Raw genomic sequence first — 24,299 nt, forward strand, 5'->3', positions numbered from 1 at the left:
GTGGGAGTGGGTTATTGCGGGGGGCGGGTGATGTGTGTGTAGACGGGTACGCCGGTGGGGTCGGTGACGACGCCTGTGACGGCGGAGGTGGAGGTGGTGGTGGCGTTGAATGACCATAGGGGCAGGCTGGGTAGGCCGCGCAGGATGTAGCGTTCGGCTTCTTGCTGGGCGGCCATGGCGGCGGAGTTTTTGGTTGCTGCGTTGGCTAGGCGTAGGTGGAGTTCGGCGAGGGGGTCGGTGTAGGAGTTCCAGTTTTCTTGGGCGTCGGGGGAGTAGCGGGGTTCGAGGAAGGCGCCGAGGTCGCGTTGGCGCATGCGCCAGGTGCGTAGGTAGGGGCCGTTGATTTTGCCGTTGCGGACGGCGTTGGCTAGTGCTTGTTCGTTGGGGTAGGGGCGGGTGTCGCAGGTGATGGGGAGGGTTTCGACGAGGGCGGAGCAGATGGCGCCGGCGGATACGGCTTCGGTGCCGTTGGTGAGGTAGGCGATGGTGATGTTGTGGGGTGAGTTGGGTGACCAGAGGGCTCGGGCTTGGTCGGGGTCGTGGACGCAGAGGGTTCCGCAGATGTCGTTGGAGTAGCCGTCGACGACGGGGGATGCTAGGTCGGTGGCGGGGGTGGTGGCGCCGTCGTAGTTGGTTTCGGTGATGGTGTTGCGGTCTAGGGCGGCGCCGATGGCTGCTTTGCGGTTGCGTCCTTCGATTCCTTGCCATTCGGGGGTGGTGGGGAAGTCGAGGGTTTGGTTCATGCCGACGGGTTGTTGTGCGACTTGGAGTTTTGCGTCGGTGGCTTCTTGGATGCGGTTGGGGGGTAGTTCGTCGATGACGTCGAGTTTTCCTGCGCGTAGGTCGAGGTAGGCGGTGTCGAGGTTGTCGTAGGTGTGGAATTCGATTCCGGTGTTGGCTACTTGTTGGGGGCTCATGTAGGTGGAGTTGGGGCGCAGGGTGTAGGTGCCTTTGCCGGTCCAGGGTTTTTCGAGTCGGTAGGGGCCGTTTCCGGTGGGTTTGGTGGCTAGGGCGGTGGGGTCGGTGCGTTGTTTGGCGGGGAAGGGGGCCATGGTGATGTCGGCGGAGAGTTTGTTGAAGCGTGGTGTGGGGGTGGTGAGGGTGATTTGGAGGGTGGTGGGGTTGATGACGTTGAGGCCGCTGAGGGGGTCGGTGTTTTTGGGGTCGTGTTCGTCGTAGCCTTCGATGAGGGTGAGGGGGGTGGCTACTCCGGTGGTTTTGGTGCGGGTTGCGGTGAGGGTCCAGGAGGCGGCGATATCTTCGGCGGTGATGGGTGTTCCGTCGGCGAATTGGGCGCGGGGGTCGATTTTGGCGGTCCAGGTGGTGTGGTCGCTGGTGGTCATGGTGTTGGCGAGGCCGGGGACTGCTTTTCCTTTGGGGTCGATGGAGTACAGGCCGCGGTAGATGAGTTGGGCGATGCGGCGGGTGGCGTCGTCGGTGATGTCGGCGGGGAAGAGTGAGGGGCCTGCGGCGCGGGTGTTGGTGCGGATGGGTGTTTCGGGGGCTACTGGTGGGGGTGTGGTGGGGGGTTGTGAGGGTGTGGTGGGGGTGGGGCTGGGGTGGGTGCAGGCGGTGGTGAGTAGGGTGCATGCGAGCGTGACGAGGATCCGCCGGTGTGTGCGGCGGCGGGTGTGGGGTGTTGGGATGGAACTGGGTCGTTCTTGTGTGTTCCCCCGGTTTCGCATGTAGCCACCTTGCCACGGGTGGGGTGGTGGAGGTGGAGGGCGGGGTGTTGTCGGTGGAGTCTGCGAAGGGCCGGTGGCGCGGATAGACTGGTGGGCCGAGAGTTATTCGGACATCATTTTCGAAGAGAGAGTCGACTTACGTGGCAACGACGAACGATCTGAAAAACGGCATGGTGCTGGTGCTGGACAACCAGTTGTGGACTGTTATTGAGTTCCAGCACGTGAAGCCGGGTAAGGGTCCGGCTTTTGTCCGTACCAAGCTCAAGAGTGTGACGAGCGGTAAGACGGTCGATAAGACGTTTAACGCTGGCACGAAGGTCGAGACCAGCAATGTCGACAAGCGCTCGATGCAGTACTTGTACAAGGATGGCGACGACTACGTTTTCATGGATGGGAAAACGTATGACCAGTTGACGGTGCCGGGAAGTGTTGTTGGTGACGCGGCGAAGTACATGTTGGAGAACATGGAAGCCACGGTTGCTACGCATGAGGGTTCGGTGTTGTTTATTGAGCTTCCTGCGTCGGTGGAGTTGGAGATCACGTACACGGAGCCGGGGTTGCAGGGTGACCGTTCCACTGGTGGGACGAAGCCTGCGACGTTGGAGACGGGTGCTGAGATTCAGGTGCCGTTGTTCCTGGAGACCGGTACTCGTGTCAAGGTTGATACGCGTGATGGCTCGTACTTGAGCCGTGTGAACTGATGTCGCAGAGCTCTTCGGAGTCTGTTCGCAGCGGTTCGGGGGCGGGTAAGCGTTCTCGTTCGGGTAAGCCTGGCCAGGGTTCGGGTACGTCTGCGCGCAGTAAGGCTCGTCGTGAGGCTTTGGATATTTTGTTTGAGGCTGAGCAGCGGGGTAAGCGTCCGTTGGAGATGCTGGCTGAGCGGGTGGCGCATCCGGCGCGGGTGAATCCTCCGCGTGCGTTTGCGGCGCAGATCGTCGAGGGTGTGGCTGATCATTGGGCTGCGATCGATGATGCTATTTCGACGTATTCGCAGGGTTGGGCGTTGGATCGTCTTCCGGCGGTTGATCGTGCTGCGTTGCGGGTCGGGACGTGGGAGGTTCTGTACCACGATGAGACACCTGATGGTGTTGCCGTGGCGGAGGCTGTTGCGTTGGTGGCTGATTTGTCGACTGATTCGTCTCCGAGCTTCGTGAATGGTTTGTTGAGTCGTATCGTCGAGGTGAAGTCCACGTTGATGTGATCAGCGTGGTGTGTCAGGAGGGGCGTGCGCCGGTGGTGCATGCCCCTCCTGGCGTGTGTTGGTGGTGTTGCGCCCGTAGGATTGCGGAATTGTGTTGCCGCAGCAGTGTTCTTTGAGGGTTGTTGTGGTGTGGGCGTGGTCAGGATTGCGGGGAGGTTGCCCAGGTGGATATTCGTCAGTTGCGCTATTTCCTTGCTGTGAGTGAGCGCAAGTCGTTGTCGAGTGCGGCGCGTAATTTGTATGTCACTCAGCCGACGTTGACGGTGGCGATGAAGAAGTTGGAGACGGATGTGCGGGCGAGGTTGTTTGTTCGTACTCCGGGGTCGGGGTATGAGCTGACGGAGGCGGGGCGGCGTTTGTATGAGGAGGGGTCGGAGATTGTGCGGCGGGTGGATGCGGTAGTGGATGAGATTCGGGCGATGGGGCAGCAGGCGCGTCCGCAGCTGCGGGTGGGGTTGACGGTGTTGTTTGCGGTGCAGCATATGCCGGCGATTTCGGCGTTTATTGCTGGGCATACCGATGTTGAAGTGACGTTGGTGCAGAGCGGTTCGATGCAGTTGCAGAAGGCTTTGGTGGCTGATGAGATCGATGTGGCGATTGTGAGTCACCCAATTGTGGAGCCGGAGATCACGGTGTTGTCTTTGCCTGAGGGGGCGGGGTCGTACAGGGTGTCGGCGGTGATGCGTTCGGATAATCCGTTGGCGGGGCGGGAGTCGGTGACGTTTGCGCAGCTGCGTTCGGAGCGGTTTTGTGCGTTGTCGGAGCGGTTTGTGTTGGGGCGGGTGTTGCGTTCGCGTGCTGCGGAGGTGGGGTTTACGCCTGCGGTGGTGTTGCAGGATGACAGTTGGGAGGTGCTGTTGAATGCGGTGCGTTCGTTGAATGCGGTGGCGTTGTTGCCTTCTGAGGTGGAGGAGTTGTCGGTGGTGGAGGGGGTGTCGTGGGTGCCGTTGGACGATAAGGCGAATTGTTTTCCGATTGGTATTGCGACTCATGGCGCAGCGCAGCGCAGTGGGGTGGTGGATGAGTTTGTCACGATGATTCGTCAGTGTGGGCGTTCGGCTGCGCTGCGCTCGGGGGTAGGTGATGGGGTTACTGGGTGAGGGTGTGGGCGTGTTCTTCGCCGTTGAGTACGCGTAGGGCTCCGGCGGCTAGGGCGGTCATTTCTGCTTCGCCGGGGTAGGGGTGCAGTGGGGCGATGAATGCGGTGCGTTCGGCTACGAGGGTGCATAGGCGGTTGGAGTGGGCCATGCCTCCGGTGAGGATGATGGCGTCGACGGAGCCTTTCATGGTGGTGGCTAGGCATCCGATTGCTTTGGCGATGTTTAGTGCCATGGCTTCGAGGATGAGGGCGGCGTGGGTGTCACCGTTGTCTATGCGGTTTTCTAGGACGCGTAGGTCGGTGGTGTCGGCGTGGGAGCGTAGCCCGGCTCGGGAGCGGACGAGTTGGGTGAATTCTTCGACGCTCATGGTGTTCAGGAGGGTGGTGACGGTTTTGAGGGGCAGGCCGCCGGAGCGTTCGGCTGAGAATTGGATTTCGTCGTCGGAGATGAAGTCGATGACGGTGCCGTGTTGGTGGGCGCTGGCGGAGCTGCCTCCGCCGATGTGGACGACGATGATGTCGCTGTTGGGGTAGCCCTTACCGAGTTTGTTGGCCAGGTCGATGGCTACGGCGCGCATGTTGAGGTGGTGGCCGATGCTTTCGCGGTGGATGCCTGCGATGCCGGTGATGCGGGCGACGTCGGATATTTCGTCGACGGTGACGGGGTCGTAGACGTAGGCGGGGGCGTTGGGGATGCCGAAGGTGGCGGCCATGATGCGGGCGAGGGGGCCGCCGAGGTTGGAGGCGTGTTGGAGGGTGGGGCGGTTGCGGACGATGTCTTCGAAGGTGTCGTCGACGGTGATGGCGCCGGGGGCGACGGGGCCGATGAGTCCGCCGCGGCCGACGACGGCGTCGAAGTTGTTTTCGCTTCGGTCGCGCAGGATTTTTTCGATGTCGTTGGCGCGGGTGTCGAGTTGGTCGATGACGTGGGTGGTGTGTGCGAAGTGGTGGGGGTCGTAGGTGATTTCTTCGCGGAAGAGTTCGGTGGTGTCGTTGTAGACGGCGATTTTGGTGGAGGTCGCTCCGGGGTTGATGGCCAGGATGTGTTTCATGCGTGGTCTCCCAGGAGGCGTGCTAGGGCGATGGAGAGGTATTTCTCTTGGGCTGATGAGCTGCGTGAGACGAGGATGATGGGTACTGCGGCGCCGAGGACGAGTCCGGCCATGGTTCCGTTGCCGAACATGCTGAGGGATTTGGCTACGGCGTTGCCGGAGACGATGTCGGGAGCCAGGAGGATGGAGGCGTCGCCGCGGATGCGGCCTTTCCAGCCTTTTTCTTCTGCGTGGCTGGGTAGGAGTGCTAGGTCCAGGGATAGGGGGCCTTCGATGGTGATGTCGTTGGTGGCGTTGTTGGTGGTGAAGGTGGTTTGGAGTTCGGCGGAGGGTAGTCGGGGGATGGGGGTTTCTGCGGCTGAGAGCAGGGCGACTTTGGGGTGAGGTTGACCTAGGAGTCGCATGATGTGGACGGCGTGGTTGATCAGGGGCATCATGTCTTCTTCGCGGGGGACGGTGACCATGCCGCCGTCGGTGATGGCGATGATGCGTCCGACGGTGGGGTTGTCGACGAGCATGACGTGGGATAGCAGGGGGCTGGTGCGGATGCCGGTTTCTCGGTCGACGACGGGTTTGAGGAATGTGCCGGTGGAGATGTGCCCTTTCATGAGGGCATCGGCGTTGCCGGTGCGGGCTAGGCGGACGCCTTCGGCAGCGGCGTGGGTGTCTTCGGCGATGTCGATGAGGTCGTATTGGTCGGGGGTGAGGCGGTGGGCGACTGTTTTTTCGATGCTGGTTGCGTCGTCGATGAGGATGGGGTGGATGAGGTTTTTGTGGGTGGCTTGGATGATGCTGTCGAGGACGTGTTCGTCGGCTGCTTTGACGACGGCGACGCGGGCTGCGGGTGCGGTGCTGTCTTGGCTGATGTTGATGAGGTCGTTCATTGTGATCGACACGGGGTGAAGCTCCTTGTGAGTTGTGTGTCGTGTGTGGCTTTTTACTGGTGGATGGGGTGCCCGAGCGCGATTTCTGCGGCGTCCATGATGGCTTCGGTGATGGTGGGGTGGGCGTGGATGGTCAGTGCCATGTCTTCGAGGGTGATGAGGTTTTCGATGCCGAGGGTGACTTCGCCGATGAGTTCTGAGACGTTGGGGCCGACCATGTGGGCGCCGATGAGGCGTCCGGTGGTGGTTTCGGCAATGAGTCGGACGAATCCGGTGGGGTTGTTCATGGATAGGGCTCGTCCGTTGGCGGCCAGGGGGAAGGTTGCGGTGGTGGTTTCGATGCCTGCGGCGGTAGCGGTGTCGGTGGTGTGCCCGACGGTGGCGATTTCGGGGGTGGTGTAGCAGACGGTGGGCATGGCGGCGTAGTCGACTGTTGCGCTGGTGTCTGCGCTGAGCGCTTCGGCGGCGATTTTTGCTTCGTAGCTGGCTTTGTGTGCCAGGGGTGCGCCAGCAACGACGTCTCCGATGGCAAAGATGTGTGGGTATGAGGTGCGGCCTTGGGCATCGACGTTGATCAGGCCGCGCTCGTTCATGTCTAGCCCGATGGCGTCTAGGCCGATGCCGTCGGTGTTGGGGGTGCGTCCTACGGTGACGACGGCGTAGTCGGCGGTGATTTCGGTGGTGGTGCCGTCGTGTTCGTAGGTGATGGTGACGCAGGTGTCGTTTTCGCTGCTTCCGGTGGCTTTGGCGCCGGTGATGATCTGGACGCCTTTGGCTTGCATGTGTTGTGTCACCGGTTGGGTGAGGTCGTGGTCGAATCCGTTCAGGACATGGTCCATGCCTTCAAGGATGGTGACTTTGGTGCCGAAGTCGGCGTAGGCGCTGGCCAGTTCCATCCCGATGTAGCCTCCGCCGATCATGATGAGGGAGTCGGGGACGTGGGGGAGGTTGAGGGCGCCGGCGGAGTCTAGGACGCGTGGCCCGAAGGGGACGGTGCTGATTTCGATGGGGCGCGATCCGGTGGCGATGATGCAGTGTTTGAACCGGTACGTCTGTCCGTAGACATCGTCGAAGACGACGCGGATGTTGTGGTCGTCGATGAAGTGGGCTTCACCGGTGACTACTTCGACTTTGTTTTTTTTCAGTAGTCCAGCCACACCGCGGGTGAGTTTGCCGACGACCTGTTCGTTTTTCCAGCGTTGGGTGGCGGTGAAGTCCAGGGTGGTTTCGGTATTGGTGACACCGAAAAGGTTGGGGGTGCGTGAGGCTGCGTAGTGGTGCCCGGCTTGGATGAGTGCTTTTGAGGGGATGCATCCGACGTTGAGGCAGGCTCCGCCGATGGCGTCTCGTTCAACGCACACCACGCTGTGGCCGAGTTGGGCTGCACGGATGGCGGCTACGTATCCGCCGGGACCTGAGCCGATAACGATGACGTCTGTTTCTGATGCGAAATCTCCGACAACCATGGTGTTCAGCTTTCGGCGAGGAGGAGGTCTGGGTTGTGTAGGAATTCTTTGAGGTCGTTGAGTGCTTTTTGGGCATCGACCCCGTCGATGAGGCGGTGATCGAAGGCGAAAGACAGTTTGCACACGGGGCGCAGAACGGGTTTTCCCTTTTTGTCGGGGAGGAATTCGTCCTCGAATCGGCCGATGCCGAGGATGGCGGCTTCGGGGGCGTTGATGATGGGGGTGGACCATACGCCGCTGGTGGCGAAACCACCGACGTTGGTGACTGTCATGGATCCGCCACTCATGTCGGCGCTGGTGAGGGTGCCTGCTTTAGCGTGGCTGCTGAGTTCGGTGATTTCTCGGGCGATGTCGAATAGGGATTTTCGGTCTGCGTCTTTGATGATGGGAACGAATAGGCCACGGTCGGTGTTGGTGGCGACGCCGATGTTGAAGGTGTCGTAGTAGATGAATTCCCCAGCTGCCATGTCGACGCGGCCGTTCATGAGGGGGTTTTTCTTGAGCATGGCCACGCATGCTTTAACGATGTAGGGCGTGTAGGTGAGTTTTGCTTCGCGGGTGGCTGCGGTGTCTTTGAGCCGGTTGCGGTGGGCCACGAGTGCGGATACTTCGACTCGGTCGAGGATGGTGACTACGGGCACCGTGGTCACTACTTCGGTGAGTGCGCGGGCTGCGGCTTTGCGGATTGCGGACATTTTTTCGCGGCGTTGCCCGCTGCTGCTGGTGGCGGGTTGTGGTGTGGATTCTGCTGCTGGGGTGGTGTTTTCTTCGCTGGTTGGTGCCGGGGCGGTTGGTTGTGTGGGGGTGGGGGCGGCGTTGGCTAGGTAGGCGTCGATGTCTTCGCGGGTGATTTTGCCGTGGTTTCCACTTCCGGTGATGCAGGTCAGGTCCACGCCTTTGGAGCGGGCGTAGCGGCGTACTCCGGGTACTGCCAGGGAGCGTATGTCTACGCTGCTGGTGGTGGCGCTCGCGGGTGGTTGGGTTGTGGTTGTGGTGGGGGTGGTTGCGGGGGTTTGGGGGGTGGGCGTTCCTGCGGTGGGGGTGTTGTCGTTGGTGAGGATGTCGGCGATGACGCTGCCGACGAGTGCTTTTTGTCCTTGGGGTACGTGGAGTTTGGCGATGGTGCCGGTGACGGGGCAGGGCAGTTCGGCGACGACTTTGTCTGATTCGACTTCGACGAGGATGGAGTCTTCGGTGATGGTGTCGCCTTCGGCGACGAACCATTTGGTGATTTCGGTTTCGTGGGTGCCTTCGCCGATGTCGGGCATGGTGAATTGGTACATCGGTTCTCCTCAGAACTGGACGGTTTTGCGGGCCGTTTCGACGATGTCGGTGGCGTTGGGCATCCAGATGGATTCGGCCATGCCGAAGGGGAAGGTGGTGTCGGGGGCGGTGACTCGGCCAACGGGTGCGTCGAGTGTCATGAAGGCGCGTTCGGTGATTTCGCTGATGAGTTGTCCGGTGATGCCGCTTTGGCGTTGTGCTTCTTGGCAGGCGATGGCGCGGTGGGTTTTTTCTACTGACTCCAGGACGGTGTGCATGTCGATGGGGGAGACGGTGCGTAGGTCGATCACTTCAGCGTTGATGCCTTCGTTGGCGAGGGTGGTTGCTGCGCTGAGGGCTTCGTGGACCATGAGGCCGTAGGCGATGATGCTGATGTCGGTGCCTTCGCGCACGATGTTGGCTTTGTCTAGGGGGACGGTGTAGTGGCCGTCGGGGACTTCGCCTTTGACAGTGCGGTACATGCGGAGGTGTTCGAGGAAGAAGACGGGGTCGTTGTCTTCGATGGCGGAGATCATGAGGCCTTTGGCGTCGTAGGCGGTGGCGGGGATGATGACGCGTAGGCCGGGGATGTGGGACAGGAGTCCTTCGATGTTGTCTGAGTGCAGTTCGGGGGTGTGTACGCCGCCGCCGAAGGGGGCTCGGATGACCATGGGCATGGAGCGGGTGCCGCCGTAGCGGTAGCGGAATCGGGCGATTTGTCCGGCGATGGCGTCCATGGCTTCGAAGACGAATCCGCCGAATTGGAGTTCGGGTAGGGGGCGCCAGCCTTCGTTGGCAAGGCCGAGGGCCAGGCCCATGATTCCGGATTCGGCGAGGGGGGTGTTGAAGACGCGGTCTTGGCCGTAGGTGGCTTGGAGGCCGTCGGTGATGCGGAAAACACCGCCGTTGTGGCCGACGTCTTCGCCGAAGATCAGGGTGGTGGGATCTTGGGCAAGTTTGAGGTCTAGGGCTGCGGTGATGGCTTGGGCGAGGGTCAGTTCAGCCATGATCAGTTGTTCTCCTTGGCCTGGTAGACCGCGATTTGTTCGGTGATGTTCTGGGGTGGGTTTTCGTACATGTTGGTCAGGAAGGTGCTGACTTTTTGGGCGGGGATTTTTCCCATGTCGGTGACTGCTTGTTTGACTTCGGCTTTGACTTGTTCGTCGATGTGGTTGGCCATGTCCTCGTTCCAGAGGTTTTTGCTGGTGAGGTGGGTGGCTAGGCGTGTGACGGCGCTGCGGGAGGTCCACATGTCGACTTCGTCGTCTTCTCGGTAGCGTTTGGGGTCATCGGACATGGTGTGGGCGCCGGTGCGGTAGGTGAGGGCTTCGATGAGGACGGGCCCGTTTCCTGCTAGCGCGTATTCGCGGGCTTGTTTGACGGCTAGGTAGAGGGCGATGGGGTCGTTGCCGTCGATGCGTAGGGAGGGGATGCCTGCGGCGACGCCTTTTTGGGCGATGGTGGCGGCGGCGGTTTGTTGGGCCAGCGGGGTGGAGATGGCCCATTGGTTGTTTTGAACCACGACGATCAGTGGTGCTTTGTAGACGCCGGCGAAGTTGAGTCCTTCGTAGAAGTCGCCTTGGGAGGTGGCTCCGTCACCGCAGTAGGCCATGACGACGTGGTTGTCGCCTTTTTTCTTTTTGCCTAGGGCTACTCCGGCGGCGTGGGGGATGGATCCGCCGACGATGACTTGGGGTGTCCAGGCTTGGAATTCGGGTTCGTAGGTGTTGCCTTCGACGTGTCCGCGCCACCAGAGGAATGCTTTCCACATGGGCAGGCCGTGTTTGATGAGGGGGGCGATGTCTCGGTAGGTGGGGACGAGGAAGTCGCCTTTGTCGAGGGCGGCGAGTGTGGCGAATTGGCTGGCTTCTTGGCCGCCGCCGGGGGCGTAGTTGGCGAGGGTTCCTTGCCGGTTGAGCATGGTGATGCGCACGTCGAATGTTTTGGCCCATTGCAGGTCTTTCATGAGCTGCACGAGGGTGGTGTCGTCAATTTTTTGCGCGGCTTGGGGGTCGACGATGGTGCCGGTTTCGTCGAGTACTTGGATGATGGGGAAGTCTTCGGCGTAGGTGGTGACCAAATGGGCCAAGTCGATGTTGGTCAGGGAGTGGGTGGTTGTCATGGGCTGCGCATCTCCTGCTTGTCGAGCGACCTTGTCAAGCACTGTATGAGCAGGGGAGGTGGCGCAGCCTGGGTTGGGGGTGGGGAGTTTATAGCGGTGTTTTATGCACCTATGAGTCTGGGCGTGGGTATGAGTGCGGCCGGGTAGGTGAGTGCAGAACTCACCTACCCGGCCGTGTGGTGTTGCCGGGTTAGTTGTTGCGGTGGGCTTGGTAGTACTCGATGAGGGATTTGGTGGAGGAGTCTTGGTCGGCGAGGGCTTGGGCATCGCCGCCGACGGCGGGGGTGATTTGGGTGGCGAGTTGTTTGCCGAGTTCTACTCCCCATTGGTCGAAGGAGTCGATGCCCCAGACGATTCCTTGGGTGAAGGTGATGTGTTCGTAGAGTGCGATGAGTTGGCCTAGGACGCTGGGGGTCAGGGCGGGGGCCATGATGGATGTGGTGGGTTTGTTCCCGGTGAATACGCGTGCGGGGACGATGTTTTCGGCGGTTCCTTCGGCGCGGACTTCGTCGGCGGTTTTGCCGAAGGCCAGGGCTTTGGTTTGGGCGAAGAAGTTGGCGAGGAAGAGTTCGTGGACGTCTGCACCTGCAGCGGTGCTGTCTTTGAGGGGGTGTGCGGGGGTGGCGACGGCGATGAAGTCGGCGGGGATGAGTTGGGTGCCTTGGTGGATGAGTTGGTAGAAGGCGTGTTGTCCGTTGGTGCCGGGTTCGCCCCAGAACACTTCGCCGGTTTCGGTGGTGACGGGGGTGCCGTCCCAGCGCACAGATTTTCCGTTGGATTCCATGGTGAGTTGTTGCAGGTATGCGGGGAATCGGTGGAGGTATTGGGCGTATGGAAGGACGGCGTGGGTACTGGCGTCGAGGAAGTTGCGGTACCAGATGTTCAGCAGTCCCATGAGGGCTGGGACGTTGCTGGTTAGGGGGGTGGTGCGGAAGTGTTCGTCGATGGCGTGGAATCCGGCGAGGAAGTCACGGAAGTTCTCTGGCCCGAGGGCGATGGCTAGGGCGGTGCCGACTGCGGAGTCGACGGAGTAGCGGCCGCCGACCCAGTCCCAGAATCCGAAGGCGTTGTTGGGGTCGATGCCGAAGGCGCTGACTTTGTCCAGGGCGGTGGAGACGGCGACGAAGTGTTTGGCGACGGCTTCGGAGCGGGAGTTTTCGGAGCCGTCGATGGCGCCGTTGGTGGTGAGGGCCTCAAGGAGCCAGGTTTTGGCTAGGCGGGCGTTGGTGAGGGTTTCGAGGGTGGTGAATGTTTTTGAGGCAACGATGATGAGGGTGGTTTCGGGGTCGAGGTCGTGGAGTTTTTCGGCGCCGTCGGTGGGGTCAATGTTGGAGATGAAGCGGCAGGTGAGGCCTTTTTGGGTGTAAGGCAGGAGGGCTTCGTAGGCCATGACGGGGCCCAGGTCGGAGCCTCCGATGCCGATGTTGACGACTGTTTCGATGCGTTTGCCGGTGACGCCTTTCCAATCACCGGAGCGGACTTTGTCGGCGAATGCGTAGACGCGTTCGAGGGTGTCGTGGACGTCGGCGGTGACGTTTTGGCCATCGACGGTGAGGTTGGCGGTGGCGGGGGCGCGTAGGGCGGTGTGCAGGACTGCTCTGTCTTCGGTGATGTTGATGTGTTCGCCTGCGAACATGGCGTCGCGTCGTTCGGTGAGGTTGACCTGTTCGGCGAGGTGGATCAGGGCGGTGAGGATTTCGTCGGTGATGATGTTTTTGGATAGGTCGACGTGTAGGTCGGCGGCCTGGAAGGTGAAGCGTTTGGCGCGGTTGGGGTCTTGTGCGAACCAGGCGCGTAGGTCGGGGGTTGTTGTTTCTTTGAGCGTGGTCAGCTCGGCCCAGGCTGTGGTTGCGGTTGCGTCAACGGGGGTGGTCATGCTGTGCACCTTCCGGTCGTTTCGTTCGTCGGTGCCCAATCGGCCGCTCGAAACGGTGTGAGAGGTCGGGGGCGTGAGCCGCGCATAGATGTGGCTGCTCTCGTTCTCCAGCCTAGTTGCAGGAGTAGGGGATGACGTTGTTGGTGCGGGGGTGGGCTGGGGGAAGGTTGGTGGGCTCTTCAAGCAGAGTTATTGATGTGTCTGTGGGTTGTTGAGCAGGAGGATGACCCGCTGGTCTGCCGCGCTGAGGTCGCGCTCGGAGAGTATTTTTTTGCAGGATTTTTGATTTGCCTGCGATGTATGTGTCGATGTCCAGGGTAGGTTTGGTCGCCAAGCCCGGCACAGACGTAGATCCCACGTGCTCGATGGCCTCCATATGCATCCCGATCAGTGCGGCAGCGAGGTCGGTAGCAACCTGCTTGAACTGCTCAGCCCATCGCGGGTTAGGTGTGAGGACTGTCACGCTCATGTCCCCGAGTTTCCCACTTTCGCAGTCCTGTTAGCGCAGCCTGAGCAGGCCTGACCTCGATCGCAATGTGATGGCAGATGTGTGGCGTGATTTGTGCCCAGAGATGCCCCACGCACATGTATGGTGGCCTCGTTGACAACCCGTTAACTGACATCCTTTAAAGACCGTCCCGTGAGGCGGGTAAGGAGGTCTGTTCGCCATGGCGTCAGACAAAAAGCATGCCCTGAAACAGGGTGAATCAGATCCGGCTATCGCCGAGACATTCCGCACAGTTCTTGGGCCAGATGAAATTGCCCGCGCTTTGCGCCGCATGGCCCATGAAGTCCTCGAAGCAAACAAAGGTAGCGAGGATCTCATCGTTCTCGGTATCCGCACTCGCGGAGTTCCTTTGGCTTGCAGGCTCGCCACGTTGATGACTGAGGTCGAAGGCCGCCCAGTCACAGTGGGCAACCTGGACATCACGCTCTACCGAGACGATCTGCGCAGCAACCCGACTCGCTCCTTAGAGGGCACGTCGATCCCCACCGGAGGTATCGACGACAAAGTCGTGGTTCTCGTAGACGACGTTCTCTACTCCGGCCGCACCATCCGTGCAGCTTTGGATGCGCTCAATGACTTGGGTCGGCCTCGCGCAGTCCGCTTGGCAGTCCTAGTGGATCGTGGCCACCGTGAACTACCCATCCGAGCAGACATTGTCGGTAAGAACTTGCCCACCTCCAGCAAAGAACGCGTTGCCGTGACGGTCTCAGAAACCGATGGGATCGATGAGGTCCGCATCTACGGAGGCGAGGCCTGATGCAACTGCCACACCTTCTGGACACTGAAGGCCTCAGCCGCGAAACCATCACCACCATCCTGGACACTGCGGAGGAAATGGCGCAGGTGCAGCAGCGGGAAGTGAAAAAACTCCCGGCACTGCGTGGACGCACCATCGTCAACATGTTCTTCGAGGACTCCACGCGCACGCGGCTGTCTTTTGACCTTGCCGCTAAGCGCCTGTCCGCAGACACGATGGCTTTCACCGCTAAAGGCAGCTCCACATCGAAAGGTGAGTCCCTACGCGACACGGTTCTCACCCTCAAAGCGATGGGGGTCGATGGGTTCGTCATCCGTCACTCCGTCTCCGGGGCACCCAAACTCGCGATGGAATGGAGCGGCCTGCCGGTCCTGAACGCTGGTGACGGTCGCCACGCACACCCCACCCAGGCCCTTCTGGACGCGTTCGCTATGCGGCGAGCCTTGGGTGACCTGGAAGGCAAGCACGTCGCCATCGTTGGTGACTTGCTGCACAGCCGGGTGGTCCGCTCGAATCTATACAGCCTGGCTGCTCTGGGGGCACGAGTCACCCTGGTCGCCCCGGGCACGCTGTTCCCCGACGGGGTTCGTGACTGGGAAGTGATGGGTACTCCCGGTTTCACCTGCACCACCAACTTCGACGAGGTCGTCGAAGATGCCGACGCCATCATGATGCTGCGTGTGCAGCGTGAGCGCATGAGCGGTGGATTCTTCCCCTCCGAGAACGAATACACCGACAGGTGGGGCCTGACGCGTGAGCGACTGGCCCGCATGAAAGACAACGCGGTGATCTGCCACCCCGGCCCCATGAACCGCGGACTGGAAATCTCACCGGAGGCCGCTGACGCAGCGAACTCTCTCATCCTCGACCAGGTCTCGGCAGGTATCTCCGTGCGCATGGCCGTGCTCTACCACATCTTTTCCGGCGACCAGATGAGTGCAGGGGAGTCCCGATGACCAGCACGAACAGCAACAACCGCACAGTCGTTATCACGAACGCCTCCCTGCTGGGAGAACGCAGCGCCGACCTGGTCATCACCGACGGTGTGATCAGTCAGATCACCGAGCCAGGCACAGCCAACGTCCCTGACGCCTTGACCATCGACGCCACCGGCCTCGTCGCTCTTCCTGGCCTCGTCGACCCGCACACGCACCTGCGTGAGCCGGGCCGTGAAGACGCAGAGACCATTCTTACTGGTACCCGCGCTGCCGCAGTGGGTGGCTACACCGCCGTCATGGCGATGGCCAACACCACCCCGGTCACGGACACCGCAGCCGCTGCTGAGTGGGTCCACGACGCCGGTGTGGCCACGCCCTACTGTGACGTGCACCCGGTAGGTGCTGTCACTAAAGGACTCAACGGTGAAGAGCTGGCCGAGCTCGGATTGATGAACTCTTCCCGCGCTGGCGTCACCATGTTCAGCGACGACGGTAAATGTGTCGCTGACCCAGTGATCATGCGTCGAGCGCTGCAGTACGTCGCTGCTTTCGATGGCGTGATCGCCCAGCACAGCCAAGACCCACGACTAGCTCCTGGATCTTCCTGCTGTGACGAAGGCCCCGTTTCTGGCCGGTTGGGGCTGCCCGGATGGCCCGCAGCCGCAGAAGAGTCGATCATCGCCCGCGACATCATGCTTGCTAAGTTCGCTGGCGCTCGCCTGCACGTGTGTCACCTGTCCACTGCTGGGTCTGTTGAGCTGGTCCGGTGGGGTAAGGCACAGGGAGTCAACATCACTGCCGAAGCAACGCCTCACCATTTGGCACTGACTGCTGATCTGCTTGAGTCGTATGACTCCGTCTATAAAGTGAACCCGCCGCTGCGGTCGATGAAAGACGTCGAAGCGCTGCGTGCTGGGCTAGCAGACGGAACGATCGACATGGTCGGCACAGACCACGCTCCGCACGCCCTGGTCGATAAGCAGCATGACTTCGCGGTTGCCGCTAACGGCATGCTTGGCCTTGAAACCGCCCTCTCTGTTGTCAGTGACGTGCTTGTCCACACGGGGGCTATGACATGGGCTGATGTGGCCCAGTCGATATCCGTGCGCCCTGCTTCTTTGGCTGGCCTGTCCGATCAAGGCCGCCCCTTGGAAGTGGGGGAGCCTGCCAACATCGCGCTGGTTGACCCGCAAGCCACGTACACCGTTGACCGTGAGGAAAGCGCCAGCATTTCGCGTAACAACCCGTGGCACGGGCGCACCTTGCGTGGCCGTGTCCGCCACACCCTGCTGCGCGGCGTGCCCACCTTCCTTAACGGTGAACTCACCGACCTGCAGGTAACCCCTCGAGGAGGGTGCGCGTGACCGAGAAGACCGCCACTTTCTCTCTTGACGCCGAGGCGGCCATTCTCACTGAATTACAGCGAAGCCCGGCCGTCCTCGTTCTCGAAGACGGCCGGATCTTTCGCGGGCGTGCCTACGGCGCTACTGGCTCCACCACCGGCGAAGCTGTTTTCAACACCGGCATGACCGGTTATCAAGAGACACTCACAGACCCCTCGTATCACCGGCAAGTTGTTGTGATGACGGCCCCGCACATCGGCAACACCGGCGTCAACGACCATGACGTCGAATCACGACGAATCTGGGTGGCTGGGTACGTGATCCGTGAGGCCGCTCTTCGCCCGAGCAACTGGCGTAGCCAACGTCACCTCGAGGACGAATTGCGTGAGCAAGGAATCGTCGGTATCTGCGGTGTCGACACGCGAGCGATCACCCGCCACCTACGCACTCAGGGCGCTATGCGTGTCGGTATTTTCTCCGGCACCGCCGCTGAACACAGCGACACGGAACTGCTGGAGCAGGTCCGATCTGCGCCGCAGATGGCTGGGGCGGCCCTCGTCGATGAGGTCACCGTCGCAGCACCTGTGGAGTATCTACCCGAAGGCGAACCTGCCTTTGTGGTGGCGCTTGTGGACTTGGGTATCAAAGACATGAGCATCCGTAACTTCACGCGGCGTGGCGTGAAAGTTGTTGTGCTGCCTGCGAGCGCAACTTTCGATGATGTGATGTCTGTGCGCGGTGTCCACGCCGAGCACGGCCCCGATGGTGTGTTCTTTTCTAACGGTCCGGGAGACCCGGCCACCGCAGACCATCAGGTCGACCTTCTCCAACAGGTTTTGCGCCGCCGCGTCCCCTACTTCGGGATCTGTTTCGGTAACCAAATCCTGGGCCGGGCTCTTGGATTCAATACCTACAAGCTGCGGTTTGGCCACCGCGGCATCAACCAGCCGGTGAAGGTGCGCGCTACCGGCAAGGTCGATATCACTGCACAAAACCATGGTTTCGCTGTTGACGCCCCGATTGATGAGGACATCACCGCTGCGGCGAATGCTTCCTACGGTCGTGTCCGGGTTTCTCACGTGGGCCTTAACGACAATGTTGTCGAGGGGCTGCAATGCCTGGACATCCCAGCGTTCTCCGTGCAGTTCCATCCCGAGGCAGCTGCCGGGCCCCACGACAGCCAATATGTTTTTGACCAGTTCATCGCTCTCATGGGGCAGGTGCATGGTGTCGAAGAAGTAGCCGCCGAGATCAGGATCATTGATCCTCTTATCGCCCAGATCAAAGAGGGCGTACACCAGCAGTCTCACCTGAGCGCCGGTGAGGCAGGCCAGGCAGCAGCGACCACCACGGAAAGAAAGGGTCACTGATGCCCAAACGTGATGACATCAATTCCGTTCTCGTCATTGGTTCTGGGCCGATCGTTATCGGGCAGGCTGCCGAGTTTGACTACTCCGGTACACAGGCGTGCCGGGTGCTGCGCGCTGAAGGGCTGCGCGTGATCTTGGTGAACAGCAACCCGGCCACGATCATGACCGACCCGGACATCGCGGATGCCACATACATCGAACCCATCGAACCGAGCATTCTCGAACGCATCATCGCCAAAGAACAGCCAGATGCGATCCTGGCTACTCTCGGTGGACAAACCGCGCTCAATGCAGCTATTGCTTTGCACGAAAACGGCGTTCTCGACAAATACGGCTGCTGTCTGATCGGCGCGAACGTAGAAGCCATCCAGCTCGGGGAAAACCGTGAGCTGTTCAAAAGTGTGGTCGAAAAAGTTGGTGCCGAGTCCGCTGCGTCGCTCATCTGCCACACCATGGACGAAGTCCTTGCAGGTGCAGAACAGCTTGGCTACCCCCTCGTTGTGAGGCCCTCCTTCACCATGGGTGGGCTGGGGTCAGGGTTCGCCTACAACGAAGAAGACCTACGCCGCATCGCCGGGGCTGGTCTGGATGACTCACCCACCACCGAGGTCCTTCTCGAAGAGTCCATCCTGGGCTGGAAAGAGTACGAACTCGAGGTCATGCGTGACCACGCGGACAACGTCGTCGTGGTGTGCTCAATCGAGAACGTCGACCCGGTCGGGGTGCACACCGGTGACTCCATCACTGTTGCCCCCGCACTGACCCTCACCGATCGCGAATACCAACGCATGCGTGACATTGGTATCGCCGTCATCCGTGAGGTCGGTGTTGACACTGGTGGCTGCAACATCCAGTTCGCGGTGAACCCCGTTGATGGGCGAATCATCGTGATCGAGATGAACCCGCGTGTTTCACGGTCTTCAGCGTTGGCTTCTAAAGCCACAGGATTCCCGATCGCGAAAATCGCCGCGAAGATGGCGATCGGGTACACCCTGGATGAGGTGCCTAACGACATCACGGAGAAAACTCCGGCCAGTTTTGAGCCGACACTCGATTACGTGGTCGTTAAGGTGCCGCGTTTCGCTTTCGAGAAATTCCCCGATGCCGAAGATGTTCTCACCACCACGATGAAATCTGTCGGCGAAGCAATGAGCTTGGGCCGTAACTTTACCGAGGCGCTGCAAAAGGCGCTGCGTTCCACGGAACGCCAAGGAGCAGGGTTCCATTGGCGCCCGGGCACAACTCCTTCTCGGGAACAGGCCATGTGCCTACTGGAACAGGCAGCGATCCCTCGCGATGGCCGTATCGAACTGGTTCAACAGGTTCTGCGCGCCGGAGTCAGTGTTGAAGAGGTATTCGAGGCAACCAAGATTGACCCGTGGTTCCTTGACCAGATCGCGCTAATCAACGCGGTAGCTGAGCAGGTTGCGCGTAGCCAAAACAGCAGCGGCACCATCGACCCGCAGATTCTCCGGTTGGCGAAGCGTCATGGATTTTCTGACGCCCAGCTCGCCGAGATCCTCGCCACTGACGAGGCAGTGGTGCGAGGGGTGCGTCATGCCCTGGGAGTACGGCCGGTATACAAAACGGTTGACACCTGTGCGGCAGAATTTGCTGCCAGTACGCCGTACTACTACTCCACCTACGACTGTGAAACGGAAATCGCCCCCCGTGAACAACCGGCGGTAATCATTCTCGGGTCGGGTCCAAACCGGATCGGTCAAGGAATCGAGTTCGATTACAGCTGCGTGCACGCCAGTTTCGCGTTGCGGGATGCCGGGTTCGAGACGGTCATGGTCAACTGCAACCCCGAGACTGTCTCCACGGACTACGACACCTCGTCGCGGCTGTATTTCGAACCGCTCACTCTCGAAGATGTCCTCGAAATCATCCATACCGAACGCCAGGCTGGCCCGGTAGCTGGAGTGATCGTTCAACTGGGTGGGCAAACGCCACTAGGGTTGGCGGCTGCGCTCAAAGCTGAGGGAGTGCCAATTGTTGGCACCTCACCAGAAGCTATCGACCTCGCTGAAGACAGGGGCGCTTTTGGGCGGGTTTTGGAGGCAGCAGGGCTGCCCGCGCCGAGCAACGGCATCGCCTACAGCTCAGCTCAAGCCGTGGAAATCGCTGCCGGTATTGGATACCCGGTTCTGGTTCGTCCGAGCTACGTCCTGGGGGGCCGCGGCATGCAGGTGGTGTATGACGACCCGACCCTGATTGAGTACGTCGACCGTGCCACGTTCGCTGACACCGAGCATCCGGTCCTTATTGACAGGTTTCTCGATGACGCAATCGAGATAGACGTTGATGCCCTTTTCGATGGGCGCGAAATGTATCTCGGTGGCGTGATGGAGCACATCGAAGAAGCCGGAATCCACTCGGGTGACTCTGCCTGCGTGTTGCCGCCGATTACCCTAGGCCCCAGCGAAATCGAACGTATCCGAGAGTCCACTCGGCTGCTGGGAGAAGGCATCGGTGTACATGGCCTGTTGAACGTGCAGTTCGCGTTGACCCAGGACATCCTCTACGTGCTAGAAGCTAACCCTCGCGCTAGCCGCACGGTTCCTTTCGTCGCTAAGGCCACAGGAATCCCGTTAGCAGCAGCTGCTTCCCGAATCATGTTGGGCGCCACCATTCAACAGCTGCGTGAAGAGGGAATGCTGCCCCAGGTAGGGGACGGATCCACCCTCACCGCCAATGCGCCGCTGTCGGTCAAAGAAGCCATCTTGCCGTTCAAACGGTTCCGCACCGCCCAAGGTCGAGTTGTTGACTCTGTGCTCGGGCCGGAGATGCGTTCGACTGGTGAAGTCATGGGAATTGACGCCACGTACGGCGCCGCGTTCGCCAAAACACAGATGGGCGCGCTCGCGGGACTGCCTACTGCGGGTAGGGTTTTCGTTTCGGTGGCTGATCGGGATAAGCGTGCCATGATTTTCCCGATCAAACGCCTTCACGAGATGGGCTTCTCGCTTCTCGCTACTGAGGGAACGGCACAAGTGTTGCGACGGAACGGAATCCCCACCGAACCCGTTCGTAAACACAGTGAGGGTCGTGGACCTGGCGGCGAGCCAACAGTCGTGGAAGAGATCTTGGCGGGTAACGTCGACATGGTCGTGAACACCCCTGGCAGCGGTAAGGCTCGGGCGGATGGGTACACGATCCGCACGGCAGCTACGAGTCAAGGGCTCCCCATCATCACGACGGTGCAGCAGCTCGGTGCGGCAGTGCAAGGCATGGAAGCCCTGATGGCTGACTCGATCACGATCGGGTCTATCCAGGAGCACGCGGTGAGGCTGAATCAGGCTCAGCCGGTAAGAGAGGAGCGCGCATGAGTGCGCGACGCACGGTTCACGTCGAGGCTCGACTGGTAGCGACGAGACCAGCGGGTCACTACCAGTACATGACGTTCACTGCGCCAGGCTTGCCCGATCTGGCTAAGCCTGGGCAGTTCGTTGGTATCACTGTGGGTGGGCAGATGAGTGGCGCGTTGCTGCGTCGTTCTTTTGCCCTGCATGCGGTCAGTCCCGCTGCGGATCGCTCTGAAGAAGACATTCTGGACATTGTTGTTTCCCCCGCGGGTAAGGGCACGGACTGGTTGGCCAACCTGGAGGTTGGTTCGTACGTGGACTTGGTGGGGCCGCTCGGTAGGGCGTTCCCGTTGCCGCGTGAGCGGGTCAATTGTGTGCTTGTTGGTGGCGGTTATGGCAGTGCGCCGCTGTTTTGGTTGGCGGCGGCGCTGCGCGAGCGCGGCTGCCATGTCGAGTTCATTCTCGGTGCAGCTACGAATGACCGCCTGTTCGGAGCGGATAAGGCTGAACGGTATGCCGACGGCGTTACCGTCGTCACTGACGATGGTTCTCGTGGGCAGCAGGGTTGGGTTTCTGATCCGCTTCCTGAGGTTATTCGTCGTAGCGATGCTTCGGTCGTGTACGCCTGTGGCCCGATGGGCATGCTTGAGTCGGTGACGCGGGTTGCTGGCGAGATGGGTGTGATCGCGCAGGTCTCTGTGGAAGAGGCCATGGCCTGCGGTATCGGGGTGTGTATGACCTGCACAATGCCGGTGACTGGCTCCGATGGGGTGACGCGGATGGTGCGTAGCTGCGTGGAAGGGCCTACCTTCCGCGGAGATCGGGTTCGTTGGGATGCGTGGAATGACGGGTACTGCCAAGTTCCTGCTGATGCGGTTGGCGCCCCAGGAAACGGAGGCCACTGATGTTTTCACGCAAACGTGACACTGCGGTTGTCGATGAGACACCGGTCGCCGCGCAGGAGACAGCTACTGAAGTTGACCTGACTGCTCAGCTGGGGCCGTTGACGCTTGCGAACCCGGTCATGACTGCTTCTGGGTGTGCCTCTAACGGGCGGGAGCTGCATAACTTCTTCGACGTGTCCGCGCTGGGGGCGTTTGTTACCAAGACAGTCCTTGCTGACCCGCGTTCAGGGCGGGGGACACCGCGCATGGCTGAGACTCCTTCAGGCATGCTCAACTCGATTGGTTTGCAGGGCCCGGGCATTGAGGCGTTTTGTGAGAAAGATCTCGCTTGGCTTGCCTCAGTGGGGGCGCGGGCGTTGGTGTCGGTTGGTGGCAATGATGCCCGTGAGTATGCGCAGGTAGCCCAGACTCTGCTTGCCTGTGAGCATGCTGGAGCGGTTGCGGGTATTGAGCTGAACATTTCGTGCCCCAATGTTGCTAACCGTGGGCTTGTGTTCGCTTGTGATCCAGTTTCTGCTGCCGAGGTTACTGAGCGGGTGCGGCGCGTCGTTGGTGAGGGTGTTCCGCTATTCGTCAAGCTCAGTGCCGATGTCACTGACCTGGTTGAGATAGCGCGCTCTGTGGTGCACGCTGGCGCCGACGGTTTGACCATGATTAACACCCTGCTCGGTATCGAAATCGATACGGTGCGGATGCGTCCTCACTTGGCTGGTGTTACTGGCGGGCTCTCAGGCCCGGCTGTGCGCCCGGTGGGAGTGCGGGCAGTGTGGCAGGTCGCTAATGCCATGCGTGATGGCCGTATACCTCCTCGTCCCATCATCGGAGTCGGTGGCGTGCGTACAGGCGCCGATGCGCTTCAGTACCTTGCTGCGGGTGCTGCGGCTGTTCAGGTCGGTACGGCCGTCTTTAACGACCCTCATGCGCCGGTGCGGGTGATTGAGGAGTTGGCGGCGGAGTTGGACGCGCGTGGATACACGACAGTTTCGGAGGTTGTTGGCGCCGCTCTTCCGCTTTCGTAACTGATTTGCCTGTCTGAGCCCTATCTGCCCCGGAGAGTAAATGATGAGCACCACCGCTTCTTTTGGCGTGCGCTTGCGCGCAGCAATGAAACAGCACGGCCCGTTGTGTGTCGGTATTGATCCACATCCGGGGCTCCTAGAGAAATGGGGCCTGAGCGATGATGTGCACGGGTTGGAGGTTTTTGCCGCGACGTGCGTTGAGGCTTTTGGTGGTTACGTCGCTGCGGTTAAGCCCCAGTCTGCGTTTTTCGAACGGTTCGGTAGTGCAGGTGTTGCCGTTCTGGAAGACACTTTGACTGGCTTGCGCCAGGCGGGGACGTTGTCGATTCTCGATGTCAAGCGTGGAGATATTGGATCGACGATGGCTGGTTATGCCCAGGCGTATCTGGGTGAACAATCTTCGTTGCGGGCTGATGCGGTGACTGTCAGCCCGTACTTGGGCTACGAGTCACTGCGCCCTGCTCTGGACTTGGCTGAGCAGACCGGTCGGGGAGTGATCGTGCTGGCGTTGACGTCGAACCCGGAAGGCAAGTCGGTGCAGCATGCCAGCATTGCTGATCACAGTGTTGCTGGTGCCATTGTTGCTGGTGCTGCTGCCGATAACGCCGCGGCGCGTGATCGTGGTGAATTGGGTCGAGTTGGTTTGGTTGTTGGTGCCACGGTCGGTAACGCTGTTGCCGATTTGGGTATTGATTTAGCCGCGGCGAATGCTCCGATTTTGGCTCCTGGGATCGGGGCGCAGGGGGCTACTGGTGCAGATGTGCAGCGGGTGTTTGGCGCGGCTTGCCCGAATGTGTTGGCTAATTCCAGCCGCGGTGTGCTCTCCGTGGGCTCTGATGTGAAAGCTTTGCGCAGCAAAGCTATTGCGACCGCTGAGGAGCTCGCTGAGACGTTGCGGGCGCGGTGAGATGACCCAGGAGTCATGTTCTGCCGCGAGTGAACCTGTTGGTCCTGCTGCTGATGGTGAGGGGCTTCCTCCTGAGCTGCTTGAGATTCGCCATTCGATTGACAATATTGATGCGGCAATTATGTATTTGCTGGCAGAGCGATTTAAGTGCACGCAGCGGGTGGGTGTTCTCAAAGCCGACTTCAATCTTCCTCCTGCTGATCCAGAGCGGGAGAAAGTGCAGATAGAGCGGTTGAGGGCCTTGGCTGTGGCTGCCAAGTTAGACCCAGCTTTCGCTGAGAAATTCCTCACTTTCGTCGTCGATGAGGTCATTCGGCACCATAAAGCCATCGCCGCAGGTGAGGCGTGAGGGGGTCTAGATGACTCATCTCCTTGCGCAGGTCGCGGGGCGTCGATAAGTTTCCTTGTGATAGACAGCCTTGTGCGGGTGTGAAGTCGCTCGGTTTAGGGAAATCCGACCCGAAGACTTTTCCGTACATGGGACTGTATGTACAAAATTTGCATACAATCGCGCCGGAGCCGGTCACAGACTCCGCAGTGCCAGTCAATGACAAATCACCCCTCACCTGATGAACGGTGGGGGCTTCAGTCGAGGA

General features: G+C 60.5%; 21 protein-coding genes. 12 read left to right on the forward strand and 9 right to left on the reverse strand.

What is annotated here, in order from left to right:
* Nucleotides 1–11 precede the first annotated feature (11 nt).
* The gene (locus tag CKV89_RS12075) at nucleotides 12–1,685 is read right to left on the reverse strand and encodes a peptide ABC transporter substrate-binding protein (RefSeq protein ID WP_028327978.1); all 1,674 of its coding nucleotides are present in this window, start codon (nucleotides 1,683–1,685) and stop codon (nucleotides 12–14) included.
* Nucleotides 1,686–1,825: 140 nt separating this feature from the next.
* Here CKV89_RS12075 and efp point away from each other — a divergent pair, with 140 nt between their 5' ends.
* The 3 genes from efp to CKV89_RS06045 all read left to right on the forward strand — a co-directional run bounded on the left by efp (nucleotide 1,826) and on the right by CKV89_RS06045 (nucleotide 3,986).
* Nucleotides 1,826–2,386 carry an elongation factor P gene (gene efp / locus CKV89_RS06035; protein WP_028327977.1) on the forward strand — a complete coding sequence of 187 codons (561 nt, stop codon included), beginning with the start codon at nucleotides 1,826–1,828 and terminating at the stop codon, nucleotides 2,384–2,386.
* Complete coding sequence (gene nusB, locus CKV89_RS06040) at nucleotides 2,386–2,886, forward strand: transcription antitermination factor NusB (RefSeq protein ID WP_084441436.1); 501 nt, start codon at nucleotides 2,386–2,388, stop codon at nucleotides 2,884–2,886. Before efp ends, nusB begins: the two co-directional genes overlap by 1 nt.
* 164 nt (nucleotides 2,887–3,050) lie before the next feature.
* A complete protein-coding gene (locus CKV89_RS06045) occupies nucleotides 3,051–3,986 on the forward strand; it encodes a LysR family transcriptional regulator (protein WP_161626200.1) in 936 nt (311 codons plus the stop codon).
* Here CKV89_RS06045 and buk read toward each other — a convergent pair.
* From buk to CKV89_RS06085, 8 genes are all read right to left on the reverse strand, one after another.
* Nucleotides 3,976–5,037, reverse strand: a complete 1,062-nt coding sequence (gene buk / locus CKV89_RS06050) for a butyrate kinase (RefSeq protein WP_028327975.1) — start codon at nucleotides 5,035–5,037, stop codon at nucleotides 3,976–3,978. The genes CKV89_RS06045 and buk overlap by 11 nt on opposite strands.
* Complete coding sequence (locus tag CKV89_RS06055) at nucleotides 5,034–5,933, reverse strand: phosphate acyltransferase (protein ID WP_028327974.1); 900 nt, start codon at nucleotides 5,931–5,933, stop codon at nucleotides 5,034–5,036. Before CKV89_RS06055 ends, buk begins: the two co-directional genes overlap by 4 nt.
* Before the next feature lie 41 nt (nucleotides 5,934–5,974).
* Nucleotides 5,975–7,387 (reverse strand): dihydrolipoyl dehydrogenase, encoded by a 1,413-nt coding sequence (lpdA, locus tag CKV89_RS06060; RefSeq protein WP_028327973.1) that lies wholly within the window; start codon nucleotides 7,385–7,387, stop codon nucleotides 5,975–5,977.
* 5 nt (nucleotides 7,388–7,392) lie between these two features.
* Complete coding sequence (locus CKV89_RS06065) at nucleotides 7,393–8,670, reverse strand: dihydrolipoamide acetyltransferase family protein (protein WP_028327972.1); 1,278 nt, start codon at nucleotides 8,668–8,670, stop codon at nucleotides 7,393–7,395.
* Nucleotides 8,671–8,679: 9 nt separating this feature from the next.
* Complete coding sequence (locus CKV89_RS06070; protein WP_028327971.1) at nucleotides 8,680–9,657, reverse strand: alpha-ketoacid dehydrogenase subunit beta; 978 nt, start codon at nucleotides 9,655–9,657, stop codon at nucleotides 8,680–8,682.
* A 2-nt stretch (nucleotides 9,658–9,659) separates the two neighbouring features.
* Nucleotides 9,660–10,772 (reverse strand): pyruvate dehydrogenase (acetyl-transferring) E1 component subunit alpha, encoded by a 1,113-nt coding sequence (gene pdhA / locus CKV89_RS06075; protein ID WP_034401660.1) that lies wholly within the window; start codon nucleotides 10,770–10,772, stop codon nucleotides 9,660–9,662.
* Nucleotides 10,773–10,962: 190 nt separating this feature from the next.
* Complete coding sequence (gene pgi, locus CKV89_RS06080) at nucleotides 10,963–12,648, reverse strand: glucose-6-phosphate isomerase (protein WP_028327969.1); 1,686 nt, start codon at nucleotides 12,646–12,648, stop codon at nucleotides 10,963–10,965.
* A 112-nt stretch (nucleotides 12,649–12,760) separates the two neighbouring features.
* On the reverse strand, nucleotides 12,761–13,117 hold the full coding sequence (locus CKV89_RS06085) for a GrpB family protein (protein ID WP_028327968.1): 357 nt from the start codon (nucleotides 13,115–13,117) through the stop codon (nucleotides 12,761–12,763).
* 199 nt (nucleotides 13,118–13,316) lie between these two features.
* Here CKV89_RS06085 and pyrR point away from each other — a divergent pair, with 199 nt between their 5' ends.
* The 9 genes from pyrR to CKV89_RS06130 are packed head-to-tail and all read left to right on the forward strand — an operon-like array spanning nucleotide 13,317 to nucleotide 24,052.
* Nucleotides 13,317–13,913 carry a bifunctional pyr operon transcriptional regulator/uracil phosphoribosyltransferase PyrR gene (pyrR, locus tag CKV89_RS06090; RefSeq protein ID WP_084441435.1) on the forward strand — a complete coding sequence of 199 codons (597 nt, stop codon included), beginning with the start codon at nucleotides 13,317–13,319 and terminating at the stop codon, nucleotides 13,911–13,913.
* Nucleotides 13,913–14,869, forward strand: coding sequence for an aspartate carbamoyltransferase catalytic subunit (locus tag CKV89_RS06095; protein ID WP_034401658.1), 957 nt, complete (start codon nucleotides 13,913–13,915; stop codon nucleotides 14,867–14,869). Before pyrR ends, CKV89_RS06095 begins: the two co-directional genes overlap by 1 nt.
* Nucleotides 14,866–16,215 (forward strand): dihydroorotase, encoded by a 1,350-nt coding sequence (locus tag CKV89_RS06100; RefSeq protein ID WP_028327965.1) that lies wholly within the window; start codon nucleotides 14,866–14,868, stop codon nucleotides 16,213–16,215. Before CKV89_RS06095 ends, CKV89_RS06100 begins: the two co-directional genes overlap by 4 nt.
* A complete protein-coding gene (gene carA / locus CKV89_RS06105; RefSeq protein ID WP_407919569.1) occupies nucleotides 16,212–17,564 on the forward strand; it encodes a glutamine-hydrolyzing carbamoyl-phosphate synthase small subunit in 1,353 nt (450 codons plus the stop codon). The genes CKV89_RS06100 and carA overlap by 4 nt, the downstream gene beginning before the upstream one ends.
* Nucleotides 17,564–20,896 (forward strand): carbamoyl-phosphate synthase large subunit, encoded by a 3,333-nt coding sequence (carB, locus tag CKV89_RS06110; RefSeq protein WP_028327964.1) that lies wholly within the window; start codon nucleotides 17,564–17,566, stop codon nucleotides 20,894–20,896. Before carA ends, carB begins: the two co-directional genes overlap by 1 nt.
* A complete protein-coding gene (locus CKV89_RS06115; protein WP_028327963.1) occupies nucleotides 20,893–21,777 on the forward strand; it encodes a dihydroorotate dehydrogenase electron transfer subunit in 885 nt (294 codons plus the stop codon). Before carB ends, CKV89_RS06115 begins: the two co-directional genes overlap by 4 nt.
* Nucleotides 21,777–22,796 carry a dihydroorotate dehydrogenase gene (locus CKV89_RS06120; RefSeq protein WP_084441433.1) on the forward strand — a complete coding sequence of 340 codons (1,020 nt, stop codon included), beginning with the start codon at nucleotides 21,777–21,779 and terminating at the stop codon, nucleotides 22,794–22,796. The genes CKV89_RS06115 and CKV89_RS06120 overlap by 1 nt, the downstream gene beginning before the upstream one ends.
* A 40-nt stretch (nucleotides 22,797–22,836) precedes the next feature.
* Nucleotides 22,837–23,703, forward strand: coding sequence for an orotidine-5'-phosphate decarboxylase (gene pyrF / locus CKV89_RS06125; protein ID WP_095068496.1), 867 nt, complete (start codon nucleotides 22,837–22,839; stop codon nucleotides 23,701–23,703).
* Between the two features lies 1 nt (nucleotide 23,704).
* Nucleotides 23,705–24,052, forward strand: coding sequence for a chorismate mutase (locus tag CKV89_RS06130; protein ID WP_051277763.1), 348 nt, complete (start codon nucleotides 23,705–23,707; stop codon nucleotides 24,050–24,052).
* Nucleotides 24,053–24,299: the final 247 nt, after the last annotated feature.

The sequence above is a fragment of the Dermatophilus congolensis genome (genome assembly GCF_900187045.1).
Classification (GTDB): Bacteria; Actinomycetota; Actinomycetes; order Actinomycetales; family Dermatophilaceae; genus Dermatophilus; species Dermatophilus congolensis.